The organism is Bradyrhizobium sp. (assembly GCF_047605465.1).
Classification (GTDB): domain Bacteria; phylum Pseudomonadota; class Alphaproteobacteria; order Rhizobiales; family Xanthobacteraceae; genus Bradyrhizobium.
Genome location: NZ_JASGFS010000003.1, coordinates 309,962 through 332,336 on the forward strand (window position 1 = coordinate 309,962; position 22,375 = coordinate 332,336).

Here is a 22,375-nt window from a genome sequence, read left to right on the forward strand (position 1 = left end):
TTGCTGGCCGCCGTCGTCCAGCTTAGGCGGCTCTCGCGTTGCTCGCGAGCTGCTTCAGGCCGAAATCGTAGTTGAGATGAAAATAATCGCTCTCGACCATGCGACCATCCGGCGCACGGCCGGCGGGATGGCGGATGAACTCGCGGATCAGGCTGTCCTTGACGCCGAACACCACGTCGCTGTCGAGATATTTGTCGCCCGCGACGAACACATGCGTCACCAGCTGTTCGAAGCCCGGCGCCGAGATCATGAAATGCACGTGCGCGGGACGCCAGGGATGGCGGCCCTGCGCCTCCAGCATCTCCCCGACGGGACCGTCATGCGGGATCGGATAGGCGGCGGGCTTGATCGACCAGAAGCGGAAGCGGCCCTCGGCATCGGCGTGGAAGCGCGCGCGCATCGCCAGATCGCCGATGTCGTCGAGCTGCTGCACGTCGTAATAGCCGTCATCGTCGGAGTGCCAGACGTCCACGATGGCGCCCGCCAGCGGCGTTCCGTCGACGGTCGACACCGAGCCGGTGACCAGCATCGGATCGCCTTCCATCGGACCCGAGATGTCGTCGCCGTTGTCCTTCTCCGGCGCGGCCTGGACGAAGAACGGCCCGAGCACGGTGGTCTCCGTGGCGCCCTCCGGCACCGGATGGTTGATGGCGTCGACCAGCATCGAGACGCCAAGCGCGTCCGACAGCAGGATGAACTCCTGGCGCTTGTCGTCGCACATGTGACCGGTGCGGGTCAGGAAGTCGATGCCGTATTCCCATTCCTTCTGGGTCGGCCGCACCTCGCGAACGAACGCGTGGAGATGGCGCACCAGGGCTTCGCTGACCTGTTTGATGCGCGGATCGGTCGCGTCCTTGATCCGCTCCAGCACCGCGTCCGTGATCGTGGTCTCGTTGAAGTTACGCATGGGTGCCTCCGTTGATCAGAGCTTCGGCTCGCCGAGGCCGGACAGCCGCTCGAGATGCTTGACGGTCGCGATGAAGTCGGTCTCGCCGTCACCCTGCGCGACCAGCGAGCCGTAGGTCTCGCGCACCTGCGCGGCGAGCTGCAGCGGGACGCCGACGGCGTGGCCGGCGCCCAGGATCAGGTCGAGATCCTTGGCCATCTGCTTGCAGGAGAAGGTGGACTCAAAATCCCGGCTCCGCAGCGGCGCGGTCTTGTACTTCACCATCGGCGAGGCGACGGCGCTGTCGTCGAGCACTTTCAGGATGTCCTGCCAGGCGATGCCGCCCTTGCGCGCGAGCGCGAGGCTTTCCGCCATCATCGCCGCCGACACCGCGATCATCAGGTTGACCGAGAGCTTGGCGTAGCGGGCCTCTTCCGCAGGCCCGAGATAAGTCTGGGCGCGGGTGAAGGCGGCGAACACCGGTCTTGCGGTCTCGAACGCGTCCTTCGGTCCCGAGACGAAGCATGTCAGCGCGCCGGTGTGGACGATGCTGGCATTGCCGGAGACCGGAGAGCGTAGATAGGCGATGCCGCGGGCCTGCGCCGCGGCATCGACCTCGCCGGAGGCCTCGACGCTGACGGTGCTGGTCTCGATCAGGACGGCGCCCGGGGCCATCGCTGCGATGAGGCCGGCGGGTCCGAGCAGGACGGCGCGCAAGGCCGCGTCATCGGGCAGAGAGGTGATGATCGTGGCCTTGCCGCTCACGGCATCGGCCGGCGATGCGGCAATCGCGATGCCATGTGCGCGTGCCTCGCTGGTCCGCGCCGCGCTCTGGTCGAACGCGGTGACGGCGTAGCCGGCCTTGGCGAGCAGCACCGACATCGGCAGGCCCATCTTGCCGATCCCGATGAAAGCGACATTCCTTGAAGCGTCGGTCATGGTTCTTGTCCGTTGGCGCCTTCAGGCGGCGCGTCCCTGTCGTTCGATGTCCTGCACCAGCCGCCGGCCCGATTGCGCCAGCAGCTCCTTCTTCGTTTCCAGGCCGTCGGCGAGAAGCCGGCCGTCCCGCTTCTTCCAGACGCCGCCGATCATGACGGCCTCGATGTTGGCAAGGCTCGTCTGCATCACGACGGTCGCGACGGGATCGTGCACCGGGAAGAGATTGAGGTCGGACGCGTTGATGACGACGAGATCGGCGAGCTTGCCCGCCGTCAGCGAGCCGAGCTGGTTCTCGCGGCCGAGCATGCGGGCGCCTTCCGTCGTGACCCAGCGCAGCGCTTCGCGGACGGGGATCGTGGTCGTCGGCGGAATGGTGCCCTCGGTCTTGCGCGCCTCGGCATTGTCGAGCGCACGCTGTGTCGACAAGGCGACGCGCGCGACGGTCAGGAGATCGCCGGCGAGCACGGATTCCAGATCGATACCGATCGTCGGGCGCACGCCACGCTTGAGGAGGCGTCCCGTGATCGGGAAGCCGTGCCCCTGGATCATCTCGTTCTCGGGCGTCACCGAGAACGACACGCCGAGATCGACCATCCGGTCCAGCAGATCGTCCGGCAGGTCGTTGCCGTGGACGATGTTGACGCCGGCGCCGACGAGGCCTGCCTCGATCAGTTTCTCCCAGCCGCCGGGTGTCTTGGCGGGGCCGCCGCCCTGATGCATCGATGCGATCAGGTTCAGCTCCCGCGCCAGGCGGAAATCGTGCATGGCGACGTCGAGCGTCGAGTAATGCGGGCCCAGGATGGCAAGCCCGAGCGTGACGAGGCCGTCGCGGTCGGCGAGGGGGCCTGCCAGCAGGCGCTCGACCTCGCGGCGCGGGTGCGGGATCTCCGAGAAGTGCGGCTCGCCGGGCTTCGGCTCCGGCTTCGGCGAGCCGTGGAAGAAGGCGGCGCGGATGCCGCTCTCGATCAGGCCGCGCACGGCGGCATCGGTGTGATCGGGGGTCGGATTGTTGTGGCACCAGTCGACCAGCGTGGTGGTGCCGTGATTGATCTGGTTCAGCGCACCGACGAGCGTTGCGATGTGGATGTCGTCCGGCCGGAACACGGTCGCGAGGCCGGCATGCATCCTGCGGAAATATTCCAGCAGCGTCCAGTTGGCGGCATAGCCGCGCAGCGCCGTCTGCCAGGTGTGCATATGCGCGTTGATGAGGCCGGGGATGACGATGCGCCCCGTGCCGTCGACGATTTCGGTGTCGGAAGCGCCGCTGCCGAGATCGATCGACGGACGCACATCGACGATACGATTCCCCTCGACCAGCACATCGCCGGTCGCGAGGTCGCCGATCGCGTCATCCATGCTGATGACGGTGGCGGATTTGATCAGCGTGCGCCGCATCACGTCACGCCGCCGCTTTGGCGGCGCCGGGCGCCTCGCCGGCCCAGGCGCGCGCGATCAGGTCGCGGATGGCATTGCGCTCGAGCGGTCGCGGATTCCAGTAGGCGTTGGTAACGGCGAGATCAGCCGCCTTGTCGATGCCGCTCTGGGGCATGCCGAGGTCACGCAGCGCCACCTTCGCGCCCAGCCGCTTCGCCAGTTCGAAAAGTCCCTGCGACGCGTCGGCCGCGCCGATCGCGCGCGAGATGCGCGCCATCGCATCAGGGACGGCCGGCGCGTTATAGGCCAGCGCGTGCGGCAGCACGATGGTGTGGGTCTCGGCATGCGGCAGATCGAACGTGCCGCCGAGCGTGTGGCAGAGCTTGTGATGCAGCGCCATGCCGACGGTGCCGAGGCAGACGCCGCACAGCCACGCGCCGTAGAGCGCTTCGGTGCGGGCCTCGCGGTCGTCGCTCTTCGCGGCGATGGCGGGGAGGGCGCGTGCCAGCGCACGGATGCCTTCTTCGGCCATCAGCGAGGTCACGGGATTGGTGTCGCGCGCATAGAGCGCCTCGACCGCATGGGCGATCGCGTTGATGCCGGACGTCGCGGCGAGGCTCGCGGGCAGCGTCAAGGTGAGATCGACGTCGTAGATCACGGTCTCCGGCAGCACCGCCGCGTCGCGCACCGTGGTCTTCAGCCCGTTTTCGGTCTGGCCCACGATCGGGGTCATTTCCGAGCCGGCATAGGTGGTGGGAATGCAGAGCTGGTTGACGCCGGTGCGCAAGGCCAGCGCCTTGCCGAGGCCTGTGGTCGATCCACCGCCGAGCGAAACCACGCAATCGGCTTCGCAATCTTTCATCGCCGCGAGCGCGCGCTCCGTGACGTCGACCGGCGTATGCATGGTCGCGCCCGGGAACAGTCCGGCATAGAGCGGGCCGAGCGCGGCGCCGAGGCTCTTGCCCTGCGCCTCCTGCTGCGGCGTCGTCAGCACCAGCGCGCGCTTGCCGCCGAGCCGCTCGATCTCGGCCCTGGCTGCAGCCAGCGTTCCGCTGCCGAACACGACCCGGCAGGGCAGGTTTTCAAAGGTGAACGAACCGATCATGCGCCGGTCTCTTTGATGGGATAATCGACCTGGAAGCGTCCGATCCGCAAGTCGCCAAGCGCCTCGCGCACGCGCAAATGTTCCGGGTGGGTGGCGTAGGCCGCCAGCGCGGCGTGGTCGGTGAATTCGGAGAACAGAACGACGTCGCAGGCGTAGTCGACATCGCTGACGTCGAGGCCGACTTCGATATGGGTGAGGCCGTCGATCCGGCCGCGCAGACCCTCGAACAGGGTTTTGACCTTGGTCCGGGCGGCGGAGCGCTCCTCGGGGGTCTCCCCGCGCAGCCGCCACATCACGATGTGCCTGATCGCGCCCGACATTTCCCTGTTTCCTCGCCTGCCGTCTTGCTTCTGTCCGGGCATTTTGGCTTGCGGAATACGGAAATAAAGGCCAATAATTGCAAGTCTCTTTTCCTTAAAGTGGAAAAATGGATCGCTTGCTGCAGCTGGAGGTGTTCTCCAAGACGGCCGAGCTCGGCAGCCTGTCCAAGGCCGCCGAGGCCCTGCGCATGTCGAACGCCGCCGCCAGCCGCTATCTGAGCGCGCTGGAGGAGCGCCTTGCCGTTCGGCTGATCGAACGCAACACGCGACGGCTGTGGTTGACCGAGGCCGGCCAGGAACTGCTTGAGCGTTCGAGCCGGGTGCTGAGCGAGCTCGCGGAGGCCGAGGACATTGTCAGCGATCGCGCTCTGTCGCCTCAGGGCACGTTGCGCGTCACGAGTTCGCTGTCCTTTGCGGTGATCTATCTGGCGCCGATGCTGCCGGCCTTCCGCGCGCGCTATCCGAAGCTCAACATGCAGATCACGACCGCCAACCGGTATCCCGATTTCATCGAGGCCGGCATCGACGTCGCGATCCGGACGCGCGAGCAGGAGCCGGATTCGAACATCGTCGTGCGACGCATCGGCCAGATGCGCCGCGTGCTGGCGGCAGCGCCTTCCTATCTCGCCAGCAGCGGCAGGCCGGAACAGCCGGCGGATCTCGCGCGCCACAACATGCTCGTCTACAATCTTGCAAACGATCCGTATTCCCTGCGCCTGCGCAAGGGCCATGGTGCGCAGACCGTCCGCATCACGCCGACGCTCGACAGCAATGACGGCCAGGTCATCCGTGGCGCGGCGCTGGCGGGGCTCGGCATTCTCATCCAGCCGCTCTACATCGTTCAAAGCGACATCGCGGCGGGCAAGCTCGTGCCGGTGCTGATGGATTGGGAGCTGCCCTTGCTCACCATGAACGTCGCCTACCAGAACCGCGCCGGGCTCCCCGCCAAGATCAGGGCGTTCTCCGATTTCCTGGTCACCTACATCCGCGAGCAATCGGCGGCAGGGATCTGGATGGACGCCAAGTGAGCCGAGAGCGGAATATTCCGGAGCCGTTCTTGCGAAGCTAGATTCCGAACAGCTTCCTGGCGTTGTCGCCTTCGATTGCGGAAAGGATGTCGGAGGCGCATGCGGATCGCCTCAGGCTCTCCAGCGCCTTGTCGATGATGACGGCTCCCGCATGAGGAAAGTCGCTGCCGAACAGCACCTTGTCCGGCGCGGCCAGGCGCAGCAGACCGGGCAGCGCGTAGTCATCGGCGGACAGGGCAGTGTCGAAGTAGAAACCCTTCAGTGCGGCGATGACGCCTTCGGGCACCGCTTCGCGGAAGCGGCTTTGCGATTCGAGCCTCGCCAGTCTCGCGGCGAGCAACGGAACGACGCCTCCGGCATGCGAGAAGATGAAGCGAAGCCGCCGGTAGCGCAGGAGGACGCCGCTGAACATCAGGCTGGCGATGGTCCGCGTGGTATCGAAGGGAAATTCAAGGCTCGCGGCGGGCAGGCCGATCGACGGCGGTTCGGGTTCGGGCATCGTCGGGTGAACGAAGATCACCGCGTCGCGGCGGTCGAGTTCAGCGAGCAGGGGCGCAAGAACGGGATCGCCGAGATACCGGCCTCCGTAGTTCGTCATGAGGCAGACGCCGCTCGATCCGAGCGCGTGGAAACAATGCTCGACCTCCCGCAGGCTGGCATCGATGTCGACGAGGGGAAGGGTGGCGAAGAAACCGAACCTGCCCGGGTAGTCGCGCACGAGGTTCGCCGCATATTCGTTGCAGTGGCGCGCGACGGCGGGACGCCGCTCCGGGGGCAGGCTTTCGAGGGCCGGCGAGGACAAGGACAGCACGGCAAGACCGACGCCACTGCGATCCATGGCCTCGATCGAGGCCGTGGGACTCCAGTCGGGGACCCGGCCCGAAACGAGCGGCCGGGCGATGGGGTCCGCTCCCACCTCGTCCACATAGTCGGGCGGAAGAAAGTGGTGGTGCGTGTCGATCACGTTCATTGTGCGGTGTCGAACATGGCGATGCAGTCGATCTCGACATTGACGCCGTCGCGGTGAGGCGTGCCGCCGACGCAGGTCCGGGTCACCTTCTCGCCGCCGATCTCCTGGCGGAAGACCTCGTTGAATGCCTTGAAGTCGCGAACGTCCCGCAGGATCACCCGCATGTTGACGACGTTCGAGAAGTCGGCCCCGGCGGCATCGAGGACGCCGCGCAGGTTGGACAAGGTGCGTCTGGTCTGCACCTCGATATCCCCGGCCTCGACCTGTTTGGTCACGGGGTCGAGTGGCCCCTGTCCTGACACGAACAGGAAATTGCCGAACCGGATCGCCTGAGCGATCGGAGACGGGGTCGCGTGATCGGTGAAGCCGGTGACCGGAGCGCGGCTCGAGGTGACGATTTCTTTCGGCATCGATGGTCCCTCGTCGGGTTCAGGATTGGTGTTTCAGTGCAGCACGAGGATCTTGCGCCTTCCGCGCGTTCAACCTCGTCCCATCCAGGGAATCAGTCTCCTCTCCGCGAACAGGAAAGCGCGATTGAGCAGATATCCGGTCGCGGCCAAGCACAGGATCGCGGCATACATTGCATCCGGCCGCAGCGCATATTGCATCTGGACGATGTAGTATCCGATGCCGGCGGAGCCCGCGATCATCTCCGCGATCACGGCCACGACGAGCGCGAGGCCGAGCGCCACGCGCAATCCCGACGCGATGGCCGGCAGGGTCGACGGCAAAATGACCCGCAGAAGCGTGCGGCTCCACGATGTCCGGAAGGTCCGCGCGGTCTGAAGCAGGACGTCGTCAACTCCGGTGACACCGGCGAGTGTGTTGATGAAGGCCGCGAAAAAGCAGGCGAGCGCGACGACGAAGATCTTCAGGGCGTCGTCGACACCGAAGAAGAGGATCAGCGGCGGCACGATGGCGGGAATCGGTATCGGCCTCACGACCTCGATGATCGGCTGGATCATCCATCGCAGCCAGGTCACGGTGCCGAGCAGGAGACCCAGGCAGACGCCGACGCCGCAGCCGATCAGATATCCCGTCAGCATGCGCCGCAGCGTCGACAGCAGCGTGGTGGCGAGCTCTCCGTCGGCAAGGCCGCGCAGGCAGGCGACGACCACTGCGGAGAACGGCGGCCAGCTCTGGCTGTGCACCCATCCGAATCTCACCGAGCATTCCCACAATGCGAGCAAGCCCGCGATCAGAACGAAGCCGGACAGGCGCGTTCGCAGGATCGATCGCATGCTCCAACTGCGCGCGGACGCCGCCGGCGGCCGGCCGGGCGCATTCCAGCCCGGGACGGCCGCCGAGAGCATGACGAGATATCTCGTCATTGCAGAGCGGCCGGCGCAATCAGCGGTTTGACGTCGAGCGGGCTTCGCAACAGCTTGTTCTCGACCATCAGGTTCATGGTCTTCTCGAGTTGCGGCGGATCGACCCGCAGCGGAAACGACTTGAGCGGCGTGTCCTTCAGGACGGCGACGTCGAGCCGCGTAAATCCCGCCATGATCGGTAGGACCTCCGGATTGGAGAGGTTGGCATTGCACCATTCCACGCTGCGCCGCAGCGCCTTCGTGAATTTGTCGACGGTTGCCGCGTTGCTCTTCAGGAATGTCGCGGTCGCCAAATATTCGCCGACATCCAGGCCAGGCTGCACAACGCTGTATGGCTTGGCGATGGCCTCGACCTCACCCTTGGCCGTTGCGACGCCGATGAAGGGCGGCACCATGAAGCCGGCATCGACCTGCTTGCGGGTGATGGCGTCCTCCATCTGGGGGTGCGGCACCTCCTTGTAGGTCACGCGATCGGGATCGCCGCCGGTCGCCTTGATCCAGGCGCGGGCATAGAGCCAGATGACGTTGTTGCGCGTGTTGACGGCGACGCTCTTGCCTTCGAGATCCTTGCCGCTTCGGATGCCGCTGTCCTTGCGGACGACGATGCCGGTGAAGTCGTCTTCCTCCTTCACGGTCTTGACGCCGGCTGCGATGACGCGGACGTCGATCCCTTGCGATGCGGCCAGCAACATCGAAACGACGTTGCTGAAGGCGATGTCATAGCTGCCGGCGACGAGGCCCGGGATTCCCGTGGCGCCGCCGGAGGACGGGCTGGTGTCGATCTCCAGGCCCTCGTCCCGGAAAAATCCGCGGTGCATGCCGACGAATAGCGGCGTGAGGTCGGTGATCGGAATGATGCTGACTCGGACGCGCTGCAGATCCGCGGCGCGTACGGTTGTCGCGAGCATTGCGCTGCCGAGTGCAGCCAACGCGGTTCGTCTGGTGATCGTCAAAGCCATCTTCTCCCCCTCCAATCAGGCCCGCCCCCTCCAAGGGATCAGCCGTTTATCGATGATGTCGAAAACTATCGTCAGCGCGCCGCCGAGCGCGGCCAGGATCGCAACCCATGCGTACATGTCGCGAATCTGGAAGGCGCGCTGCAGATCCAGGATCAGGAAGCCGATGCCGCTCTCTCCGGCGAGCATCTCGGCGAGGACGACCAGGACCAGTCCGAGCCCGAGGCCGACACGCATGCCTGCGAAGATCATGGGCATCGCGGCCGGCAGGACGATCCGCGTGATGGTTCGCCATTGCGAGGTGTGGAACGTTCGGGCGGTCTCGAGCAGCACGGGATCCAGATTGCGCACGCCCTGGAGCGTGTTGATCAGCACGGGAAACACCGCGGCGAGCACGACGACGGTGACCATCGTGGCCGGCCCGATGCCGAGAAACAGGAACAGTGCCGGGACCAGCGCCGACTTCGGCAGCGGCCGGATCAATTCGACCAGCGGCTCGAACAGGCCGTAGACCTCGTCGCTGTAGCCCATCAGCAATCCGAGGGTCACGCCGATGAAGCTCGCCAGCCCATATCCGATGCCGAACAGCAGCAGCGTGCGGCCCAGCGGCGCGATGAATTCGCCGCTGCTGATGATCTGCCACAATGTCTGCCCGATCAGGGACGGGCGGGGCACCAGGACGGGATTGAGATAGCCGGCATATCCCGCGAACTCCCACGCCGCGAGGACGGCGATGACGGAGCACAGCCCGACGGCGATCGGTGCGATGCCGCTACGCATGGGCACGTGTCCGCGCGTGGTCGCCCAACAGCGACGACATGAGATGATGCCTGAGCGACAGGAACGCCGGATCTTCGCGCGTCACGATGTGATCGCGGGGGCGCGGCAAGCCGACCTCGATCTCCTCCGCCAGCGTCGTCGGCCGATGGCTGAGCACTGCGATCTTGTCGGCGAGAAAGACGGCTTCCTCGACGTCGTGCGTCACCAGAACCGCGGTGAAGCGGTTTTCACGCCATAGATCGAGCACGAGGCTCTGCAGCTCCATGCGCGTGAGCGCATCGACGGCACTGAAGGGTTCGTCGAGCAGGAGAACGCGCGGATTGGCGGCGAGGGCACGCGCGATCGCCACGCGCTGCTGCATGCCGCCGGAGATCTGCCAGGGATATTTGTTTTCAAAGCCGGCGAGCCCGACTTGGCGGATGTAGCCGATGCAGCGCTCGCGCAGCCGCGCGCGTTCCGAGCGCGGCGCGGATTCGAGTGGAAACATCACGTTGTCCAGCACGGTGCGCCATGCGAACAGGGACTTCGAATATTGCTGGAAGAGATAGACGACGCCTTCCGGCGGACCATCGACCGCGCGTCCGTCGAGCAAGACGTCTCCGGACGTCTGCGGCATCAGGCCCGCGATGATGCGCAGCAGGGTGGACTTGCCGCAGCCCGAGGGACCTACGATCGCGACGAATTCCGAAGGCGCGACCGTGAGCGAGACGGCATCGAAGGCGAGATAGGCATCGGGACTACCCGGCTTGCCGTAGACCTTGGACACGTTCTTCAACTGGATCTGTGAACTCATGCCGTCCCCTCAGCAGCAAAAATGCAAGTATCGAGCCATGTGCGCGCCGCTCATCCGCTCGGAGTACGAGAGCGGGCCTGGCCCGGATGCAATCACGATGCCCGGTAGACTGTGCGTCCGCCCACGATGGTCCTGAGTGCGCGGATGTTCTTGAGTGCCTCGTCCGGGACGGTGAGAATGTCGTCCGAGAGAATGACGAGATCGGCGAGCTTGCCGGGCTCGATCGTCCCGGTCAGCTTCTCGGCGAACGTGTAGCGGGAGGCGGCACTCGTGTAGAGGCGGATGGCCTCCTCACGCGTGATGGCTTCCTCGGCTCCGTAGATCTCGCCCTTGATGTCACGGCGCGTGGTCATGACGTACATGTTGATGAAGGGGCTCGCGGGATTGATGGGGTAGTCGGTGCCCTGTGCGAGCAGATCCAGGCCCATGATGTCGATCATGGACCGCATGGGAATGGCGCGCTCGGCGGTCCGGCGGCCCAGATGCTGGGTGACGGCGCCGCCCTTGTCCCAGAGGAAGGCGCTTTGGGCATCGACGCGCACATCGAGATCGCGCGCCCGCTGCATCTGGTCGCGGCGCATCAGGCTGCCGTGGAGAAGGATGAAGCGCCGGCCCTTGATCGATTTTTCGCGGTGCGCGCCTTCGTAGGCGTCGAGCACGCTGTCGATGGCGGCATCGCCGATGGCGTGGATGCCGACGCGCCAGTCATGGCGGTTCGCGATCGCGACGAAGCCGTTCAGCCTGTCCTGCGGGATCACGATCGTGCCGTGATAGTTCGGATCGTGGGGATAGCCCTCTCGGGTCGCGGCCGTGCCCAGCGTCATGCCGCCGTCGACCTGAAGCTTGACGCCGGACAGGCTGACCCATTCGTCGCCGAAATCCGATGCCACGCCGATCCGCGAAAACAGCGTCTCCCACTCCTCGAGAGAGAGGCTCGGGTTGAGGCTGCCGGTCGGCGCGAACATGAGGCTCACGCGCAAGGTGGCCTCATCGGCGCGCCGGATGGCGTGATGGACGCGAACGTCGCAGGGAGACACTGCTCCGCTGATCGCGCTCGTGATGCCGAACGAGTTGAAATAGGCCATCGCCTGCTTCATCTGCGAGACGAGCTGATCGAACGACGGTTCCGGCAGCAGGCGATTCACGAGGCCCTCGGCGGCTTCCTCGAGCACGCCGTTGGGTTCGCCCTTCTCGTCGCGATGGATGATGCCGCCGTCCGGATCGGGCGTGTCGCGCGTGACGCCGGCCAGCGCGAGCGCCCGGCTGTTGACCAGCGAGAAGTGGCCGATCGGCAGAATGACCGGATGATCGGGCGCCGCTTCGTCGAGGTCGTGGCGCGTGAGGAAGCGTTTTTCCTTGAGCTGGGCGATCGGGTGCCAGATGCGGCCGCGGATCCAGGCGCCCTGCGGCGTCTTCCTGGCCATGTCGCGCACCTGGGCCTGCGCTTCGGCGACGGTCGAGACGTCGTCGAAGCCGACGGTCACGTTCAACAGGCCCGCGCGCTCAACGTGAGCGTGCGTGTCGATGAGGCCCGGCAGCACGCACTTGCCCTGGAGATCGACGACGTCGGTGTGGGGGCCGGCCAGACGCGAAACATCCTTGCTCGTTCCGACCGCGAGGATGTGCTTGCCCCGAATGGCAACAGATTCCGCAACAGCGAACGCCGGATCGACGGTAAGCACCTTGCCATTGATAAAAATCTGGTCGGCATAGCCTAGCGCTGCGCAAACGTCTGATTCCACGAGCCGTCCTCTCCTTGTGCGGCGCAAAAGTTCTGTCTTTTGCCGCATGGATGAAATATCTTGCTTAGGCTATCGCAGTGAAACGGCACTGTCGCATCGCTTCCTTGCGGTCAGCTATAAGGGCCGGGCATAGCAAGTCAGCTTGGAATCATGTCGCGACAGTTGCTTCAGAGACTTAAACTTCGAATGCTCCGGGCTGTCGACTCGGTCGAGCGGCACAAGAGCGTTCTCAAGGCGGCCGTGGAGCTCGGCATCACTCAGCCGGCGCTGACGCGGACGCTGCACGAGGTTGAGGAAATTTTCGGCGGTCGCATATTCGAGAGGCATTCGCGCGGCATGACCGTGACGCCGTTCGGCGAAGTCGTATGCGCCTCCGTTCGCCGCGTCCTGTCCCAGATCAGCCGGATCGACCAGGATCTCGACCGCTTTTCCGCGGGCGACACCCGGATCATTCGCGTGGGCGCCTTGATGCCGGCGGCGGTCGGGATCGTGCCGGATTTGCTGATCGAAATGCGGGCACAGTCACCGGAATTGCATGTGCAGGTGATCCAGGGCTCGATGGAAGAGCTGATGCCGATGCTGACGGAGGGCCTCGTCGACGTCATCGTCGGCCGGCTGTTTCCTCCGAGCGAGCCGGACGATTTCGTGCGCGAGGTGCTCTATTTCGAGCCCATCTACTTCATCGCAAGGACGGACCACCCGCTTCTCGCCAATCCCCAGCCGACACCGCAGGATATCGCAGCCTATCGCATCGTCATGCCGCACATGAGCAGGCCGGTGGAGAAGGAGGTCAATGTCGCGCTGTCGGTGCTGGGACTGTCCGGACGCGTCGAGATGCGTGATGCGCCGCTGCCCTTTCTCCGCGAGATCCTGCATACGTCCGACCATCTCCTGATCTCGCCGTCGATGTCGATCGCCGGCGACATCAAGCGTGGCACGCTGCGCTGCCTGGACTTCAGGGTGCCGGGTCCGCCCCGCTCGGCGGGCGTCCTGTTCCGCAATGATGCGCTGCCGTCCATGGCCACCCAGATGTTCATCGGCGCGCTCCGCGTCTTCCTGAAGAAGCGGTTTCAGGCGCCGGCTCCGGGGCCCAACGAGTTTGGAATTCGCCCTGTGCAGATGACCGGCCATCAGGTCCCGTCATAACGGCGGCACGACAAAGCATAAGACACCCCCGGCGCCGTTCTGTACGAGCCTTCTCCTGGACATCACCAGTCACCGGAAGGCGCCATGTTTCAGTTGCCGAACGTCGATCTCGAAAAGATCATGGAAGAGCTGAAGGCGAGCGGACGGCGCACGCATCAGCTCTGGCTCAACGACGAATCGCTGGCCTTCGTGGCGCGCGGCCGGGAGTATCGCAACGAATTCCACGTCAACCCCAGCTACGAGATTCAGTACTCGCTCAAGGGCGAGCTGCGCCTGCATTATCGCGAGGCCGACGGCAAGGAGAAGGTCGCCGTCGTCCCGGAGGGATCGTGCCTGTTCCAGCCGCCGTTGGTGCCGCACTCTCCGCGCTTTTCGCCGGACTCGTTCCAGCTCGTCATCGAGCGCGCCCGGGTCCCCGGTGAGATCGACAAGTTCAACTGGTACTGCGAGAGCTGCGACAATCTCATTCACGTCGAGACCTACACGGTCGACGACTACAAGGCGGATCCCGTGTCGCGCGCCTACGAGCGGCTGAACAGTTGCGAGGACTTCCGCACCTGCAAGCGATGCGGCCACGTGATGCCGCAGATCCAGCTCACCCGCAAATGATACGGACGCTCGGCAGCCTGGACGAGCAGACCGACCCCCGTCACGCGGCATTGCTGGTCGTCGACCTGCAGAACGATTTCTGCGCAGAGGGCGGTTACCTCAACAAGGCGCGGAACTACGATGTCGGTTTCGCCGAGGCCGTCGTCGCCAGGATCGAGCGGGTGGTGAAGGCCGCGCGGGCGGCCGGCGCTCCCGTGGTCTGGATCCGGTCGCTCTACGATTTCAAGTATCTCTCGGCGCCCCATATCGCCAAGCGGCGCGAGGAAGGCTGCTGTCTCGAAGGCACGTGGGGCGCGGAGTTCTACAGGCTGAAGCCCGAACCGGACGATCTGATCGTCACCAAGCACGCCTTCAGCGGCTTCAGGGGCACGCCGCTCGACGATCTGCTTCGCGCCCACGGCATCAAGACGCTGATCCTCACCGGCGTCGCGACGAATGTCTGCGTGGACTCGACGCTGCGCGACGGTTTCTTCCACGGCTACTACATCGTCGTGCTGGAAGACTGCGTCGGCAGCAACAACAAGGTCGGGCACGAGGGGACGCTGGCCACGGTTCGCACCAACATCGGCTCGGTCATCCCCAGCGAGCAGCTCATCTCGCGTCTGTCGTCGAAATAACGGCCGGACAGGCCGCATGCCGCGCCGACTTGTGACCGGTCCGATGGGTGAGGGCGTTCAGGACGCCGTCAGGCGGGGATCGCATCAAGGCAGTGCCGGGTCGACCCGACGGAAGCTGCTGATTGCCGCGCGCCACGAATTCTCCGGCAAGGGACTCGCCGGCGGTCGCGTGGACGAGATCGCGGCGCAAGCCGGCGTCAACAAGCAACTCGTCTACGAATATTTCGGCGACAAGAAGGGACTCTATCTCGCGGTCGTCGCGCAGATCTGCGACGAGATCGCCTGCCACGAACATGGGCCTGACATCGAGGGGCTGCCTCCGGAGCAGGCGCTCGCGACACTGGTCGGGGCTTTGTTCGACTATTTCGAGAAGAATGTCGGCATCCTCGCGCTCCTGAACGGCGGCGACTGCGACGACGGCATGGCGTTCAAGCTGATGCTCTCGTCACCCGCAAGGCTGACGTCCAGCATTCTCCGTGACGGGCAGCGCGCAGGCATTTTCCGCAAAGGGATCGATCCCGCGCAGCTCTTCATCTCGCTGGCAGGCATCAGCCACTTCTTCTTCTCCAACACGCCGACGTTGTCCGCTTTCTTCGGCAAGGATTTTTCCAGTCGGCCCGAAAGACTGGCGCGCCGCGAGCACGTCATCGAGCTCGTTCTGTACGCGCTGCGGCCTTAGCGACCCTTCATCGCGTCCGGACAGTCGCCGCGCGGCCCGCGCATGCCAGAAGCGACTGCCCGGCGGCATCGGGATCAATCCTGTCTGCGGCCGCCTCTCCGCGACCTCTCAGGTTTCGAGCGGGTCGGCCGGCGGGAGGACGCGCGCCTCCGACGGCAGGCGCGCAGCGAACCGGGCGAGCAGCATGCCGGCACCCATCGCGGCGACGAAGATGAAGGCGGCGGCCGAGCCGAATCCGAGCGCGGTCAGCGCCGGTCCGGGACAGAAGCCCGCCAGGCCCCAGCCGATGCCGAAGATCGCGGGACCTACGATGATCTTCGAATCGATGTCGCGTCGCGTCGGAACGTGGAATCGGTCGGCGAAGAAGGGATGCGCGCGCTTCAGGACACGCCTGAAGCCGATGAAGGTCACGGCCACCGCGCCGGCCATCACGAAAGCGAGGCTCGGATCCCAGGTTCCCGCGGCAATGCCGCCGACGTCGAGGAAGTTCAGCACCTTCGCCGGATTCGACATGCCCGACAGCATGAGCCCGAGGCCGAAGACCAGACCGATCAGGAATTGGATCAGGATAGCCATCGCGCTCAGCTCCAGTGCCGCATCACGAAGACCGTGGCCACGCCCGTCGCCATGAAGACGGCGGTCGCGACCAGAGAGCGCACCGAGAGCCGCGACAGGCCGCAAACGCCGTGGCCGGACGTGCAGCCGTTGCCCCACACCGCGCCGAAGCCCGTGAGCAATCCCGCGACGATCAGCAACGGCGTACCCGCCGCGATCGTCTGCGCCGGCAGGCTTCCGGTGGCGAGCCGCACCAGCACGGGCGCTGCGACCAGGCCGGCCACGAAGGCGATCCGACCGGCGAATTCCCGGTCCTCGTACGGCGGAAACAGCCGTGCCGCGATGCCGCTGACGCCGGCGATCCGCCCCGTCGCCCACATCAGCAGCACGGCCGAGAGCCCGATCAGCGCTCCGCCTAGGAGCGAAGCCATCGGCGTGAAAGGCGTGACGGTCATTCCGTTCCTCCGGATCGCGTGTGTCCGCAAGCGTAGGCCATTGATGCGCCTGTTCCAATGATTGCGTCGTCTCGAACATATCCATGTATCCCGCAGGGATACCGCGCAAGCCCCCGAAATCGGGCGCTGGTCGGCCGTCGAACGCGGCGATCTCGCTGCATCAGGTCCGCCGATCGGCCGCGATCCTTGCGTCAGTCGTCGGCAATCGCGCGGATGACGCGCGCGGGGTTTCCTCCGGCGAGGGTGTTCGCGGGAACGTCCTTGGTGACGACCGCCCCGGCCGCCACGACCGAGTTCTCGCCGACGGTCACGCCGCCGATGATGGTCGCGCCGGCCGCGATCCAGACGTTTCTCTCGATCACGATGGGCTTTCCGATCGTCACCGAACGGCGCTGCGACGGCTGAAGGGGATGGCCGGTCGTGATGATGCTCACGTTCGGCCCGATCATCACGTCGTCGCCGATGTCGAGGCCGCCGAGGTCATAGAAGGTGCAGTTCTGGTTGACGAAGACGTTGCGCCCGACGCGGATTTCGTTGCCGCCGGCGGTGTAGAACGGCGGGATCAGCAGGAAGCCGTCGTCGACCGCTCGGCCGGTGAGTTCGCTGAACAAGGCGCGCACTTCGGCTGCGTCGTCGTAGGTCAGGCGGTTGAGCTTGGCGGTGATCGCCATCGCGCGCCTGACGTTCGCCGTCATGGCTGCCGATTCCGACGTTCGCCTGTGGATGATCCTGGTGCCGTCCGCGTCCGCCATCCGCTGCTTTTCCCCGGCCGCCAGCCGAGAGCGCCCCGGCTGCAGCCTTTCACATCCTCGTGCCGTCATCGCCTCCGGCCGAACCGGCACGGCGGCGCCGGAGAGAGAAGTCTCGCGGCTCCGATTTGCGCGCTTGTTCCGCTAGTGGCGAAGTTGCCGGGAAAATAGCCGTTCGTCGCCAGATCGCAATCGTCGCCCCTGCCGTCATAGAGGGTTGCCGCCGGATATCCGGCACGGAGACCTCGACTGCTTGCTCCCCAGTCGCCTTTCCAGCCCTCGAGACGTCCGCGATGGAATTGCAGGTAAAGCCCGTCGCGGCGGCTCGATAGGACGCTTTCCCGGACGTTGGACAGCGCGAGATAGAGTTCGTTTCCGGGGCGGCCCCTGACGTAGTTGAGGGGAACGCCGAGCGCGTGCGCGGCCGCGTCCGCGCTCATGCCGAAGGTCAGCGGCAGATTGTCGGGGTTGGTCGATTGTGCCCGCGATCCTGCCGGGGCAATGGCGAGGACAGCCATGAGCGCGAATACCAGACGCACGGGCGGGCGATAAGCCGTCGCCGGCTTGCGAACTCTCATTGCAGCACCGCCAGTGTTCCGGCCGGTGTCCAGCCGCCGCCGAGCGCCTGAAACAGGCTGCTGGCCGCCTGCAGCTTCAACAGGCGGACCTGAACCAGCGTATTCTCTGCGGTGAACAGAGTCTGCTGGGTCTGCAGGACGGTAATGAGGTTGACGGTGCCGCCGCGAAGCTGCGTTTCGGCGACTTCGAAGGCCTTGCGCGAACTGGTGACGACGTCGACCTGCAGCCGTTCCTGCAGGGTGTACTTCTGCAGTGCGATCAGCGCCTTCTCGACATCGGCGAAAGCGGACAAGACCGCCTTGCGATAGGCCTGGAGATATTGAAGCTGAAGGCCCTTGGCGAGCTTCAGCTGGCTCTCCAGCAGGAACCCGTCGAAGATCGGCTGCGTCAGTCCGGCCGCGAGCGTGTAGTACCAGGCGCCGGGCCCGAACAGGGAGGCGAGCGCGACGCTCTGGAAGCCCGTCGTTCCCGTCAACTGGATCTGCGGAAAGAACGCCGCGCGCGCCGCTTCCACGCTGAAGTTGGAGGAGGCGAGTTGCGCCTCGGCCTGGCGAACATCCGGTCGCTGATAGAGCAATTCGGACGGCAGGCCGGGCGTCACCCGGGGCACGACGATCTGCGTCGTGCTGCCGCCACGCACGCGGAAATCCGCCGGCGCCTTCGCCACCAGGAGCGCGAGCGCCGCCGTGTTCTGTCCGAGCGTCACCTCCAGCGGCGGTATGGCCGCGCGCTGCGTCGCGACCAGTGCTTCCTGTTGCGACAGATCGAGCTGCGAAGCCGTCCCGCCCTTGAACTGGTCTCTGATCAAGGTAAGGATGCGTTCGGCGGCGGCGAGATCGCGTCGCGTGACGCGGATCTGGTCCTGCGCCGCGAGGATCTGGAAATAGGTGTTGGCGACCGTGACGACGGTGGTCAGCGTCACCACATCGCGATTATAGCGGGAGACCGAGGCGCTCTCTTCGGCCGCCTGAAGCGTCGCGCGGTTCTTGCCCCAGAAGTCGAGCATGTAGCTCGCGGTCAGCCCGACGGTGTATTGCGAGAAGGTCGTTCCTCCGGCCCCGGTGGAGACGCCGCTGCTGCTCGCGCTCTGAGATCCCAGATGCTCGCGCTCGGCGCTCGCCGTGCCGGAAATGCTCGGCAGCAGGGCCGCGCCGGAGACGCCGACCTGTGCGTCCGCCTGCACGATCTGGGCGATCGCGGCTGCGATGTCGAGATTGTAGAGCTGCGCCGACTCCATCAGCGTCGTGAGTTCCTCCGAGCGGAAGCCGCGCCACCAGGCTACGACCGGAACCGCGGCATCGACATTGCCCTTCGCGGCGGCCCGATAGCTTGCCGGAATGGTGAGGCCCAGTTCAGGATGCTCGGAGCCGGTGATGCTGCAGCCGGACAGCGCCATGCCCGCACCCGCGACGAGGATTGCCGCGGCTGACCGCAAGCACTTGGGCATTCTACGATTCCCCATGAAGGCAAGCCCCGGCATCTATTCACTCGGCTGAAGAGAGGCGTCGGATCTCCGTGGCCGCCGTCCACGCCGCACCCACGAGCTGAACCGGCCGAGATAGAGATAAATCACTGGCGTGGAGTAGAGTGTCAGAACCTGGCTGAGGATCAAGCCCCCGACGATGGCAATCCCAAGCGGTTGTCGCAGCTCGCCGCCGTCGCCGGCGCCGATGGCGAGCGGCACCGCGCCCAGCATCGCGGCCATCGTGGTCATCATGATCGGACGAAAGCGCAGAAGGCAGGCTTCGCGGATCGCCTCGAGCGGTTCGAGATTTCGCCTGCGCTCGGCATCGAGGGCGAAGTCGATCATCATGATCGCGTTCTTCTTGACGATGCCGATCAACAGGATGATGCCGATCAGCGCCATGATGCTGAACTCGGTCTTGAAGGCGATCAGCGCGAGCAGGGCTCCCACGCCCGCCGACGGCAAGGTCGACAGGATCGTCAAGGGATGGATGTAACTCTCGTAGAGAACGCCCAGGACGATGTAGATCGTGACCAGGGCCGCGAGGATCAGATAAGGCTGGCTCGCGAGCGAGTCCTGGAACACCTTCGCGTTGCCCTGGAACGTGCCGCGGATCGTGGCCGGCACGCCGATGCGGTTCATGGTGGCGTCGATCGTGCTGACCACGGTGCTGAGCGACACATTGGGCGGCAGATTGAACGAGATCGTGTTGGCCACCAGCAGGCCTTGATGGTTGACGGCGAGGGGTGTGGCGCCCTGTGCGAAATGTGCCACCGCCGAGAGTGGAATCATCGTCTCGCTGCTGGTGGCGACGGCTGAGCCGGTCGAGGCGGAGGCCTGTCCGGTCGATCCGATCGAATTGGTCGCGAGGTTGCGGGCGGCCTGCGTGTTGGCCGTGCTGGCCGCGGTGGACGTGCTCGTCGCGACCACCGTCCCGGCGACGGCGTTGGTCGCCTGCGAGCCGCCGACCGAGGCGCCGGACGTGCTGATGAAGACATCCTTCAATGTCTCGGGGTTCTGCCAGTATTGCGGGGCGACCTCCATGATCACGTGATACTGGTTGCGCGCGACGTAGATGGTCGAGACCTGCCGCTGCCCGAATGCGTCATAGAGCGTGTTGTCGATCTGGCTGACGGTGATGCCGAGCCGCGCCGCGGCGTCGCGGTCGATCACGAGGTCGGTCTCGAGCCCTTTGTTCTGCTGATCGCTATTGACGTCGGCGAGATTGGGATCGCGTTGCAGGGCGGCCAGGATCTTCGGCGTCCATTCGTTGAGCTCCTCCAGCGTGGAACCCTGCAGCGTGTATTGGTACTGCGCGTTTGAAGCCCTGCCGCCGACGCGAATGTCTTGCACGGCCTGCAGGAACAGCGTGGCGCCGGGAATGACGGACATTTCGCGACGGAGCCGCGCGATGACGCCGTCTGCGCCGATCTTGCGCTGGGCGAGGGGATAGAGCGAGACGAAGACGAAGCCGGAATTGGTCTGGCCGCCGCCGGTGAACCCGACGGCGGTCTCGACCGCGGGGTCGCGCTTGATGATGCTGACGAACTGCGTGAGTTTCTGCTGCATGAGCTGGAACGAGATGCTCTGGTCCGCCTGGATCGAGCCGACCAGCCGCCCGGTGTCCTGCTGCGGGAAAAAGCCCTTCGGGATCACGCCGTACAGATAGAAATTGAGGCCGATGACCACGGCGAGGACGAGCATGACGGAGGCCGGATGCTGCAGGGCCGTGGTGAGGGTGCGCCGGTAGAAATCCAGCATGGACTCGAACAGCCGTTCGCTGGCCCAATAGAGGCGGCCACGCTCACGGTCGGGATTGCCGCGCAGCAGCACGGCGCACATCATCGGCGTCGTCGCCAGCGAAACCGCGAGCGAGATCAGGATCGATATCGAGATCGTCATGGCGAATTCGCGGAACAGCCGGCCGACGATGCCGCCCATCAGCAGGATCGGGATGAAGACCGCGATCAGCGAGACGCTCATCGAGAGCACGGTGAACCCGACCTCGTTCGCGCCCTTGAGGGCGGCCGCGAGCGGTGTCATCCCCTCCTCGATGTAACGCGTGATGTTTTCGAGCACCACGATCGCGTCGTCGACGACGAAGCCGGTCGCGACCGTCAGCGCCATCATGGAGAGATTGTCGAGGCTGTAGCCCATCAGGTACATCGCGCCGAAAGTCGCCACCAGCGAGACCGAGACGGCGACCACCGGGATGAAAGTCGCACGCAGGTTCCTCAGGAAGGCGAAGACGACGATGATCACGAGGAACACTGCGAGCACCAGCGTTCGCTCGACGTCGTGCAGCGACGTGCGGATGGTCGTCGACCGGTCCACCGCGAGCCCGATGTCGATCGCCGGGGATACGGAAGCCTGCAGCGTCGGGATCAGTTCCTTGACGAGATCGACGGTGCTGATGATGTTGGCGCCGGGCTGCCGGTAGAGAATGATGAGGACGGCGGGCTTTCCGTTGGCAAGACCCGCGTTGCGGAGGTTCTCGACGGAATCGGAGATGTCGCCGATGTCGGTCAGGCGCACCGCCGCGCCGTTGCGGTAAGCGACGACCAGCGGCTTGTAGTCGTCCGCCTTGTTGGCCTGGTCGTTGGCGTAGATCTGGTAGCGCTGGTCGCCGACGTCGATGCCGCCCTTCGGGCTGTGGGCATTGGCATTGGAGAGGGCCGCGCGAATGTCCTCGAGCCCGATGCCGTATTTGAACAGCGCCTGCGGGTTGAGGTCGACCCGCACGGCCGGGAGCGAGCTTCCCCCGACCACGACTTCGCCGATGCCCGCGACCTGCGAGAGCTTCTGCGCGAGCACGGTGGAGGCGGCGTCGTAGAGATCGCCTCGCGTCAGGGTGTCGGAGGTCAGCGTCAGGATCAGGATCGGCGCGTCGGCCGGGTTGACCTTGCGGTAGGTCGGGTTGCTGCGCAGGCTGGTCGGAAGGTCCGCGCGTGCCGCGTTGATCGCCGCCTGCACATCCCGCGCCGCGCCGTCGATGTCGCGCGAGAGGCCGAACTGGAGCGTGATGCGGGTGGTTCCGACCGTGCTGGACGAGGTCATCTCGGTCACGTCGGCGATCTGGCCGAGATGCCGTTCGAGCGGGCTCGCCACCGTGGTCGCCACGTCCTGGGGGCTCGCGCCCGGCAGGGTCGCCTGCACCGAAATGGTCGGGAAATCGACCTGCGGCAGCGGCGACACCGGGAGCTTGAAGAAGGCGACCGCGCCCGCCGCGGCAAGCCCGAAGGTCAGGAGCGTGGTGGCGACCGGCCGGCGGATGAAGGTGGTCGACGGATCCATGGC

Annotated in this window: 23 protein-coding genes; 5 read left to right on the forward strand and 18 right to left on the reverse strand. The window is 65.5% G+C overall.

Features of this window, described 5'->3' with window-relative positions; genetic code table 11:
* Window positions 1-22: 22 nt before the first annotated feature.
* The 5 genes from QM712_RS05195 to QM712_RS05215 are packed head-to-tail and all read right to left on the reverse strand — an operon-like array spanning window position 23 to window position 4,624.
* Window positions 23-907: an intradiol ring-cleavage dioxygenase gene (locus QM712_RS05195; RefSeq protein WP_415021969.1), complete on the reverse strand. Its 885-nt coding sequence runs from the start codon at window positions 905-907 to the stop codon at window positions 23-25.
* Window positions 908-922: 15 nt separating this feature from the next.
* Entirely contained in the window at window positions 923-1,825 is a 903-nt protein-coding gene (locus QM712_RS05200; RefSeq protein WP_415021970.1) for an NAD(P)-dependent oxidoreductase, read from the reverse strand.
* Between the two features lie 21 nt (window positions 1,826-1,846).
* Window positions 1,847-3,220: an amidohydrolase family protein gene (locus QM712_RS05205; protein WP_415021971.1), complete on the reverse strand. Its 1,374-nt coding sequence runs from the start codon at window positions 3,218-3,220 to the stop codon at window positions 1,847-1,849.
* Window positions 3,221-3,224: 4 nt separating this feature from the next.
* Window positions 3,225-4,304, reverse strand: a complete 1,080-nt coding sequence (locus tag QM712_RS05210; RefSeq protein ID WP_415021972.1) for a maleylacetate reductase — start codon at window positions 4,302-4,304, stop codon at window positions 3,225-3,227.
* The gene (locus QM712_RS05215; protein ID WP_415021973.1) at window positions 4,301-4,624 is read right to left on the reverse strand and encodes a Dabb family protein; all 324 of its coding nucleotides are present in this window, start codon (window positions 4,622-4,624) and stop codon (window positions 4,301-4,303) included. The genes QM712_RS05210 and QM712_RS05215 overlap by 4 nt, the downstream gene beginning before the upstream one ends.
* A 107-nt stretch (window positions 4,625-4,731) precedes the next feature.
* Here QM712_RS05215 and QM712_RS05220 point away from each other — a divergent pair, with 107 nt between their 5' ends.
* Window positions 4,732-5,652, forward strand: a complete 921-nt coding sequence (locus QM712_RS05220) for a LysR substrate-binding domain-containing protein (protein ID WP_415021974.1) — start codon at window positions 4,732-4,734, stop codon at window positions 5,650-5,652.
* Between the two features lie 37 nt (window positions 5,653-5,689).
* Here the strand turns inward: QM712_RS05220 and QM712_RS05225 are convergent, their stop codons facing one another.
* The 7 genes from QM712_RS05225 to QM712_RS05255 all read right to left on the reverse strand — a co-directional run bounded on the left by QM712_RS05225 (window position 5,690) and on the right by QM712_RS05255 (window position 12,224).
* Window positions 5,690-6,622 (reverse strand): amidohydrolase family protein, encoded by a 933-nt coding sequence (locus QM712_RS05225; protein ID WP_415021975.1) that lies wholly within the window; start codon window positions 6,620-6,622, stop codon window positions 5,690-5,692.
* Window positions 6,619-7,032 (reverse strand): RidA family protein, encoded by a 414-nt coding sequence (locus QM712_RS05230; RefSeq protein ID WP_415021976.1) that lies wholly within the window; start codon window positions 7,030-7,032, stop codon window positions 6,619-6,621. Before QM712_RS05230 ends, QM712_RS05225 begins: the two co-directional genes overlap by 4 nt.
* Before the next feature lie 69 nt (window positions 7,033-7,101).
* On the reverse strand, window positions 7,102-7,953 hold the full coding sequence (locus QM712_RS05235; RefSeq protein ID WP_415021977.1) for an ABC transporter permease: 852 nt from the start codon (window positions 7,951-7,953) through the stop codon (window positions 7,102-7,104).
* Window positions 7,950-8,912: an ABC transporter substrate-binding protein gene (locus tag QM712_RS05240; protein WP_415021978.1), complete on the reverse strand. Its 963-nt coding sequence runs from the start codon at window positions 8,910-8,912 to the stop codon at window positions 7,950-7,952. Before QM712_RS05240 ends, QM712_RS05235 begins: the two co-directional genes overlap by 4 nt.
* Window positions 8,913-8,927: 15 nt before the next feature.
* Entirely contained in the window at window positions 8,928-9,689 is a 762-nt protein-coding gene (locus tag QM712_RS05245; RefSeq protein WP_415021979.1) for an ABC transporter permease, read from the reverse strand.
* Window positions 9,682-10,482 carry an ABC transporter ATP-binding protein gene (locus QM712_RS05250; protein ID WP_415021980.1) on the reverse strand — a complete coding sequence of 267 codons (801 nt, stop codon included), beginning with the start codon at window positions 10,480-10,482 and terminating at the stop codon, window positions 9,682-9,684. Before QM712_RS05250 ends, QM712_RS05245 begins: the two co-directional genes overlap by 8 nt.
* Before the next feature lie 92 nt (window positions 10,483-10,574).
* The gene (locus QM712_RS05255; protein ID WP_415021981.1) at window positions 10,575-12,224 is read right to left on the reverse strand and encodes an amidohydrolase; all 1,650 of its coding nucleotides are present in this window, start codon (window positions 12,222-12,224) and stop codon (window positions 10,575-10,577) included.
* A 186-nt stretch (window positions 12,225-12,410) separates the two neighbouring features.
* On the opposite strand from QM712_RS05255, the gene QM712_RS05260 reads away from it, so the two are divergent.
* The 4 genes from QM712_RS05260 to QM712_RS05275 all read left to right on the forward strand — a co-directional run bounded on the left by QM712_RS05260 (window position 12,411) and on the right by QM712_RS05275 (window position 15,275).
* A complete protein-coding gene (locus tag QM712_RS05260; protein WP_415021982.1) occupies window positions 12,411-13,370 on the forward strand; it encodes a LysR substrate-binding domain-containing protein in 960 nt (319 codons plus the stop codon).
* Window positions 13,371-13,454: 84 nt separating this feature from the next.
* Window positions 13,455-13,979 carry a 3-hydroxyanthranilate 3,4-dioxygenase gene (locus QM712_RS05265; protein WP_415021983.1) on the forward strand — a complete coding sequence of 175 codons (525 nt, stop codon included), beginning with the start codon at window positions 13,455-13,457 and terminating at the stop codon, window positions 13,977-13,979.
* Window positions 13,976-14,596, forward strand: coding sequence for a cysteine hydrolase family protein (locus QM712_RS05270; protein ID WP_415021984.1), 621 nt, complete (start codon window positions 13,976-13,978; stop codon window positions 14,594-14,596). Before QM712_RS05265 ends, QM712_RS05270 begins: the two co-directional genes overlap by 4 nt.
* A gap of 16 nt (window positions 14,597-14,612) precedes the next feature.
* The gene (locus QM712_RS05275) at window positions 14,613-15,275 is read left to right on the forward strand and encodes a TetR/AcrR family transcriptional regulator (protein WP_415021985.1); all 663 of its coding nucleotides are present in this window, start codon (window positions 14,613-14,615) and stop codon (window positions 15,273-15,275) included.
* A 108-nt stretch (window positions 15,276-15,383) separates the two neighbouring features.
* Here QM712_RS05275 and QM712_RS05280 read toward each other — a convergent pair whose 3' ends face one another.
* The 6 genes from QM712_RS05280 to QM712_RS05305 form a co-directional block, all read right to left on the reverse strand.
* Window positions 15,384-15,851, reverse strand: coding sequence for a DUF6691 family protein (locus QM712_RS05280; RefSeq protein WP_415021986.1), 468 nt, complete (start codon window positions 15,849-15,851; stop codon window positions 15,384-15,386).
* 5 nt (window positions 15,852-15,856) lie between these two features.
* Window positions 15,857-16,285 carry a YeeE/YedE family protein gene (locus QM712_RS05285; protein ID WP_415021987.1) on the reverse strand — a complete coding sequence of 143 codons (429 nt, stop codon included), beginning with the start codon at window positions 16,283-16,285 and terminating at the stop codon, window positions 15,857-15,859.
* A gap of 191 nt (window positions 16,286-16,476) precedes the next feature.
* Window positions 16,477-17,037, reverse strand: coding sequence for a sugar O-acetyltransferase (locus tag QM712_RS05290; protein ID WP_415021988.1), 561 nt, complete (start codon window positions 17,035-17,037; stop codon window positions 16,477-16,479).
* Between the two features lie 65 nt (window positions 17,038-17,102).
* On the reverse strand, window positions 17,103-17,612 hold the full coding sequence (locus tag QM712_RS05295; protein WP_415021989.1) for a hypothetical protein: 510 nt from the start codon (window positions 17,610-17,612) through the stop codon (window positions 17,103-17,105).
* Window positions 17,609-19,060: an efflux transporter outer membrane subunit gene (locus QM712_RS05300; RefSeq protein ID WP_415021990.1), complete on the reverse strand. Its 1,452-nt coding sequence runs from the start codon at window positions 19,058-19,060 to the stop codon at window positions 17,609-17,611. Before QM712_RS05300 ends, QM712_RS05295 begins: the two co-directional genes overlap by 4 nt.
* 33 nt (window positions 19,061-19,093) lie before the next feature.
* Entirely contained in the window at window positions 19,094-22,372 is a 3,279-nt protein-coding gene (locus tag QM712_RS05305) for an efflux RND transporter permease subunit (protein ID WP_415021991.1), read from the reverse strand.
* Between the last annotated feature and the right edge of the window lie 3 nt (window positions 22,373-22,375).

Bases quoted from the DNA above. Each gene is read 5' to 3' on its own strand.
- QM712_RS05300 (WP_415021990.1), bottom strand. From the start codon at position 19,060: ATGCCCAAGTGCTTGCGGTCAGCCGCGGCAATCCTCGTCGCGGGTGCG.
- QM712_RS05280 (WP_415021986.1), bottom strand. From the start codon at position 15,851: ATGGCTATCCTGATCCAATTCCTGATCGGTCTGGTCTTCGGCCTCGGG.
- QM712_RS05225 (WP_415021975.1), bottom strand. From the start codon at position 6,622: ATGAACGTGATCGACACGCACCACCACTTTCTTCCGCCCGACTATGTG.
- QM712_RS05230 (WP_415021976.1), bottom strand. From the start codon at position 7,032: ATGCCGAAAGAAATCGTCACCTCGAGCCGCGCTCCGGTCACCGGCTTC.
- QM712_RS05235 (WP_415021977.1), bottom strand. From the start codon at position 7,953: ATGACGAGATATCTCGTCATGCTCTCGGCGGCCGTCCCGGGCTGGAAT.
- QM712_RS05220 (WP_415021974.1), top strand. From the start codon at position 4,732: ATGGATCGCTTGCTGCAGCTGGAGGTGTTCTCCAAGACGGCCGAGCTC.
- QM712_RS05295 (WP_415021989.1), bottom strand. From the start codon at position 17,612: ATGAGAGTTCGCAAGCCGGCGACGGCTTATCGCCCGCCCGTGCGTCTG.
- QM712_RS05285 (WP_415021987.1), bottom strand. From the start codon at position 16,285: ATGACCGTCACGCCTTTCACGCCGATGGCTTCGCTCCTAGGCGGAGCG.
- QM712_RS05215 (WP_415021973.1), bottom strand. From the start codon at position 4,624: ATGTCGGGCGCGATCAGGCACATCGTGATGTGGCGGCTGCGCGGGGAG.
- QM712_RS05265 (WP_415021983.1), top strand. From the start codon at position 13,455: ATGTTTCAGTTGCCGAACGTCGATCTCGAAAAGATCATGGAAGAGCTG.
- QM712_RS05205 (WP_415021971.1), bottom strand. From the start codon at position 3,220: ATGCGGCGCACGCTGATCAAATCCGCCACCGTCATCAGCATGGATGAC.
- QM712_RS05250 (WP_415021980.1), bottom strand. From the start codon at position 10,482: ATGAGTTCACAGATCCAGTTGAAGAACGTGTCCAAGGTCTACGGCAAG.
- QM712_RS05245 (WP_415021979.1), bottom strand. From the start codon at position 9,689: ATGCGTAGCGGCATCGCACCGATCGCCGTCGGGCTGTGCTCCGTCATC.
- QM712_RS05200 (WP_415021970.1), bottom strand. From the start codon at position 1,825: ATGACCGACGCTTCAAGGAATGTCGCTTTCATCGGGATCGGCAAGATG.
- QM712_RS05270 (WP_415021984.1), top strand. From the start codon at position 13,976: ATGATACGGACGCTCGGCAGCCTGGACGAGCAGACCGACCCCCGTCAC.
- QM712_RS05195 (WP_415021969.1), bottom strand. From the start codon at position 907: ATGCGTAACTTCAACGAGACCACGATCACGGACGCGGTGCTGGAGCGG.
- QM712_RS05240 (WP_415021978.1), bottom strand. From the start codon at position 8,912: ATGGCTTTGACGATCACCAGACGAACCGCGTTGGCTGCACTCGGCAGC.
- QM712_RS05290 (WP_415021988.1), bottom strand. From the start codon at position 17,037: ATGGCGGACGCGGACGGCACCAGGATCATCCACAGGCGAACGTCGGAA.
- QM712_RS05275 (WP_415021985.1), top strand. From the start codon at position 14,613: ATGCCGCGCCGACTTGTGACCGGTCCGATGGGTGAGGGCGTTCAGGAC.
- QM712_RS05260 (WP_415021982.1), top strand. From the start codon at position 12,411: ATGCTCCGGGCTGTCGACTCGGTCGAGCGGCACAAGAGCGTTCTCAAG.
- QM712_RS05305 (WP_415021991.1), bottom strand. From the start codon at position 22,372: ATGGATCCGTCGACCACCTTCATCCGCCGGCCGGTCGCCACCACGCTC.
- QM712_RS05210 (WP_415021972.1), bottom strand. From the start codon at position 4,304: ATGATCGGTTCGTTCACCTTTGAAAACCTGCCCTGCCGGGTCGTGTTC.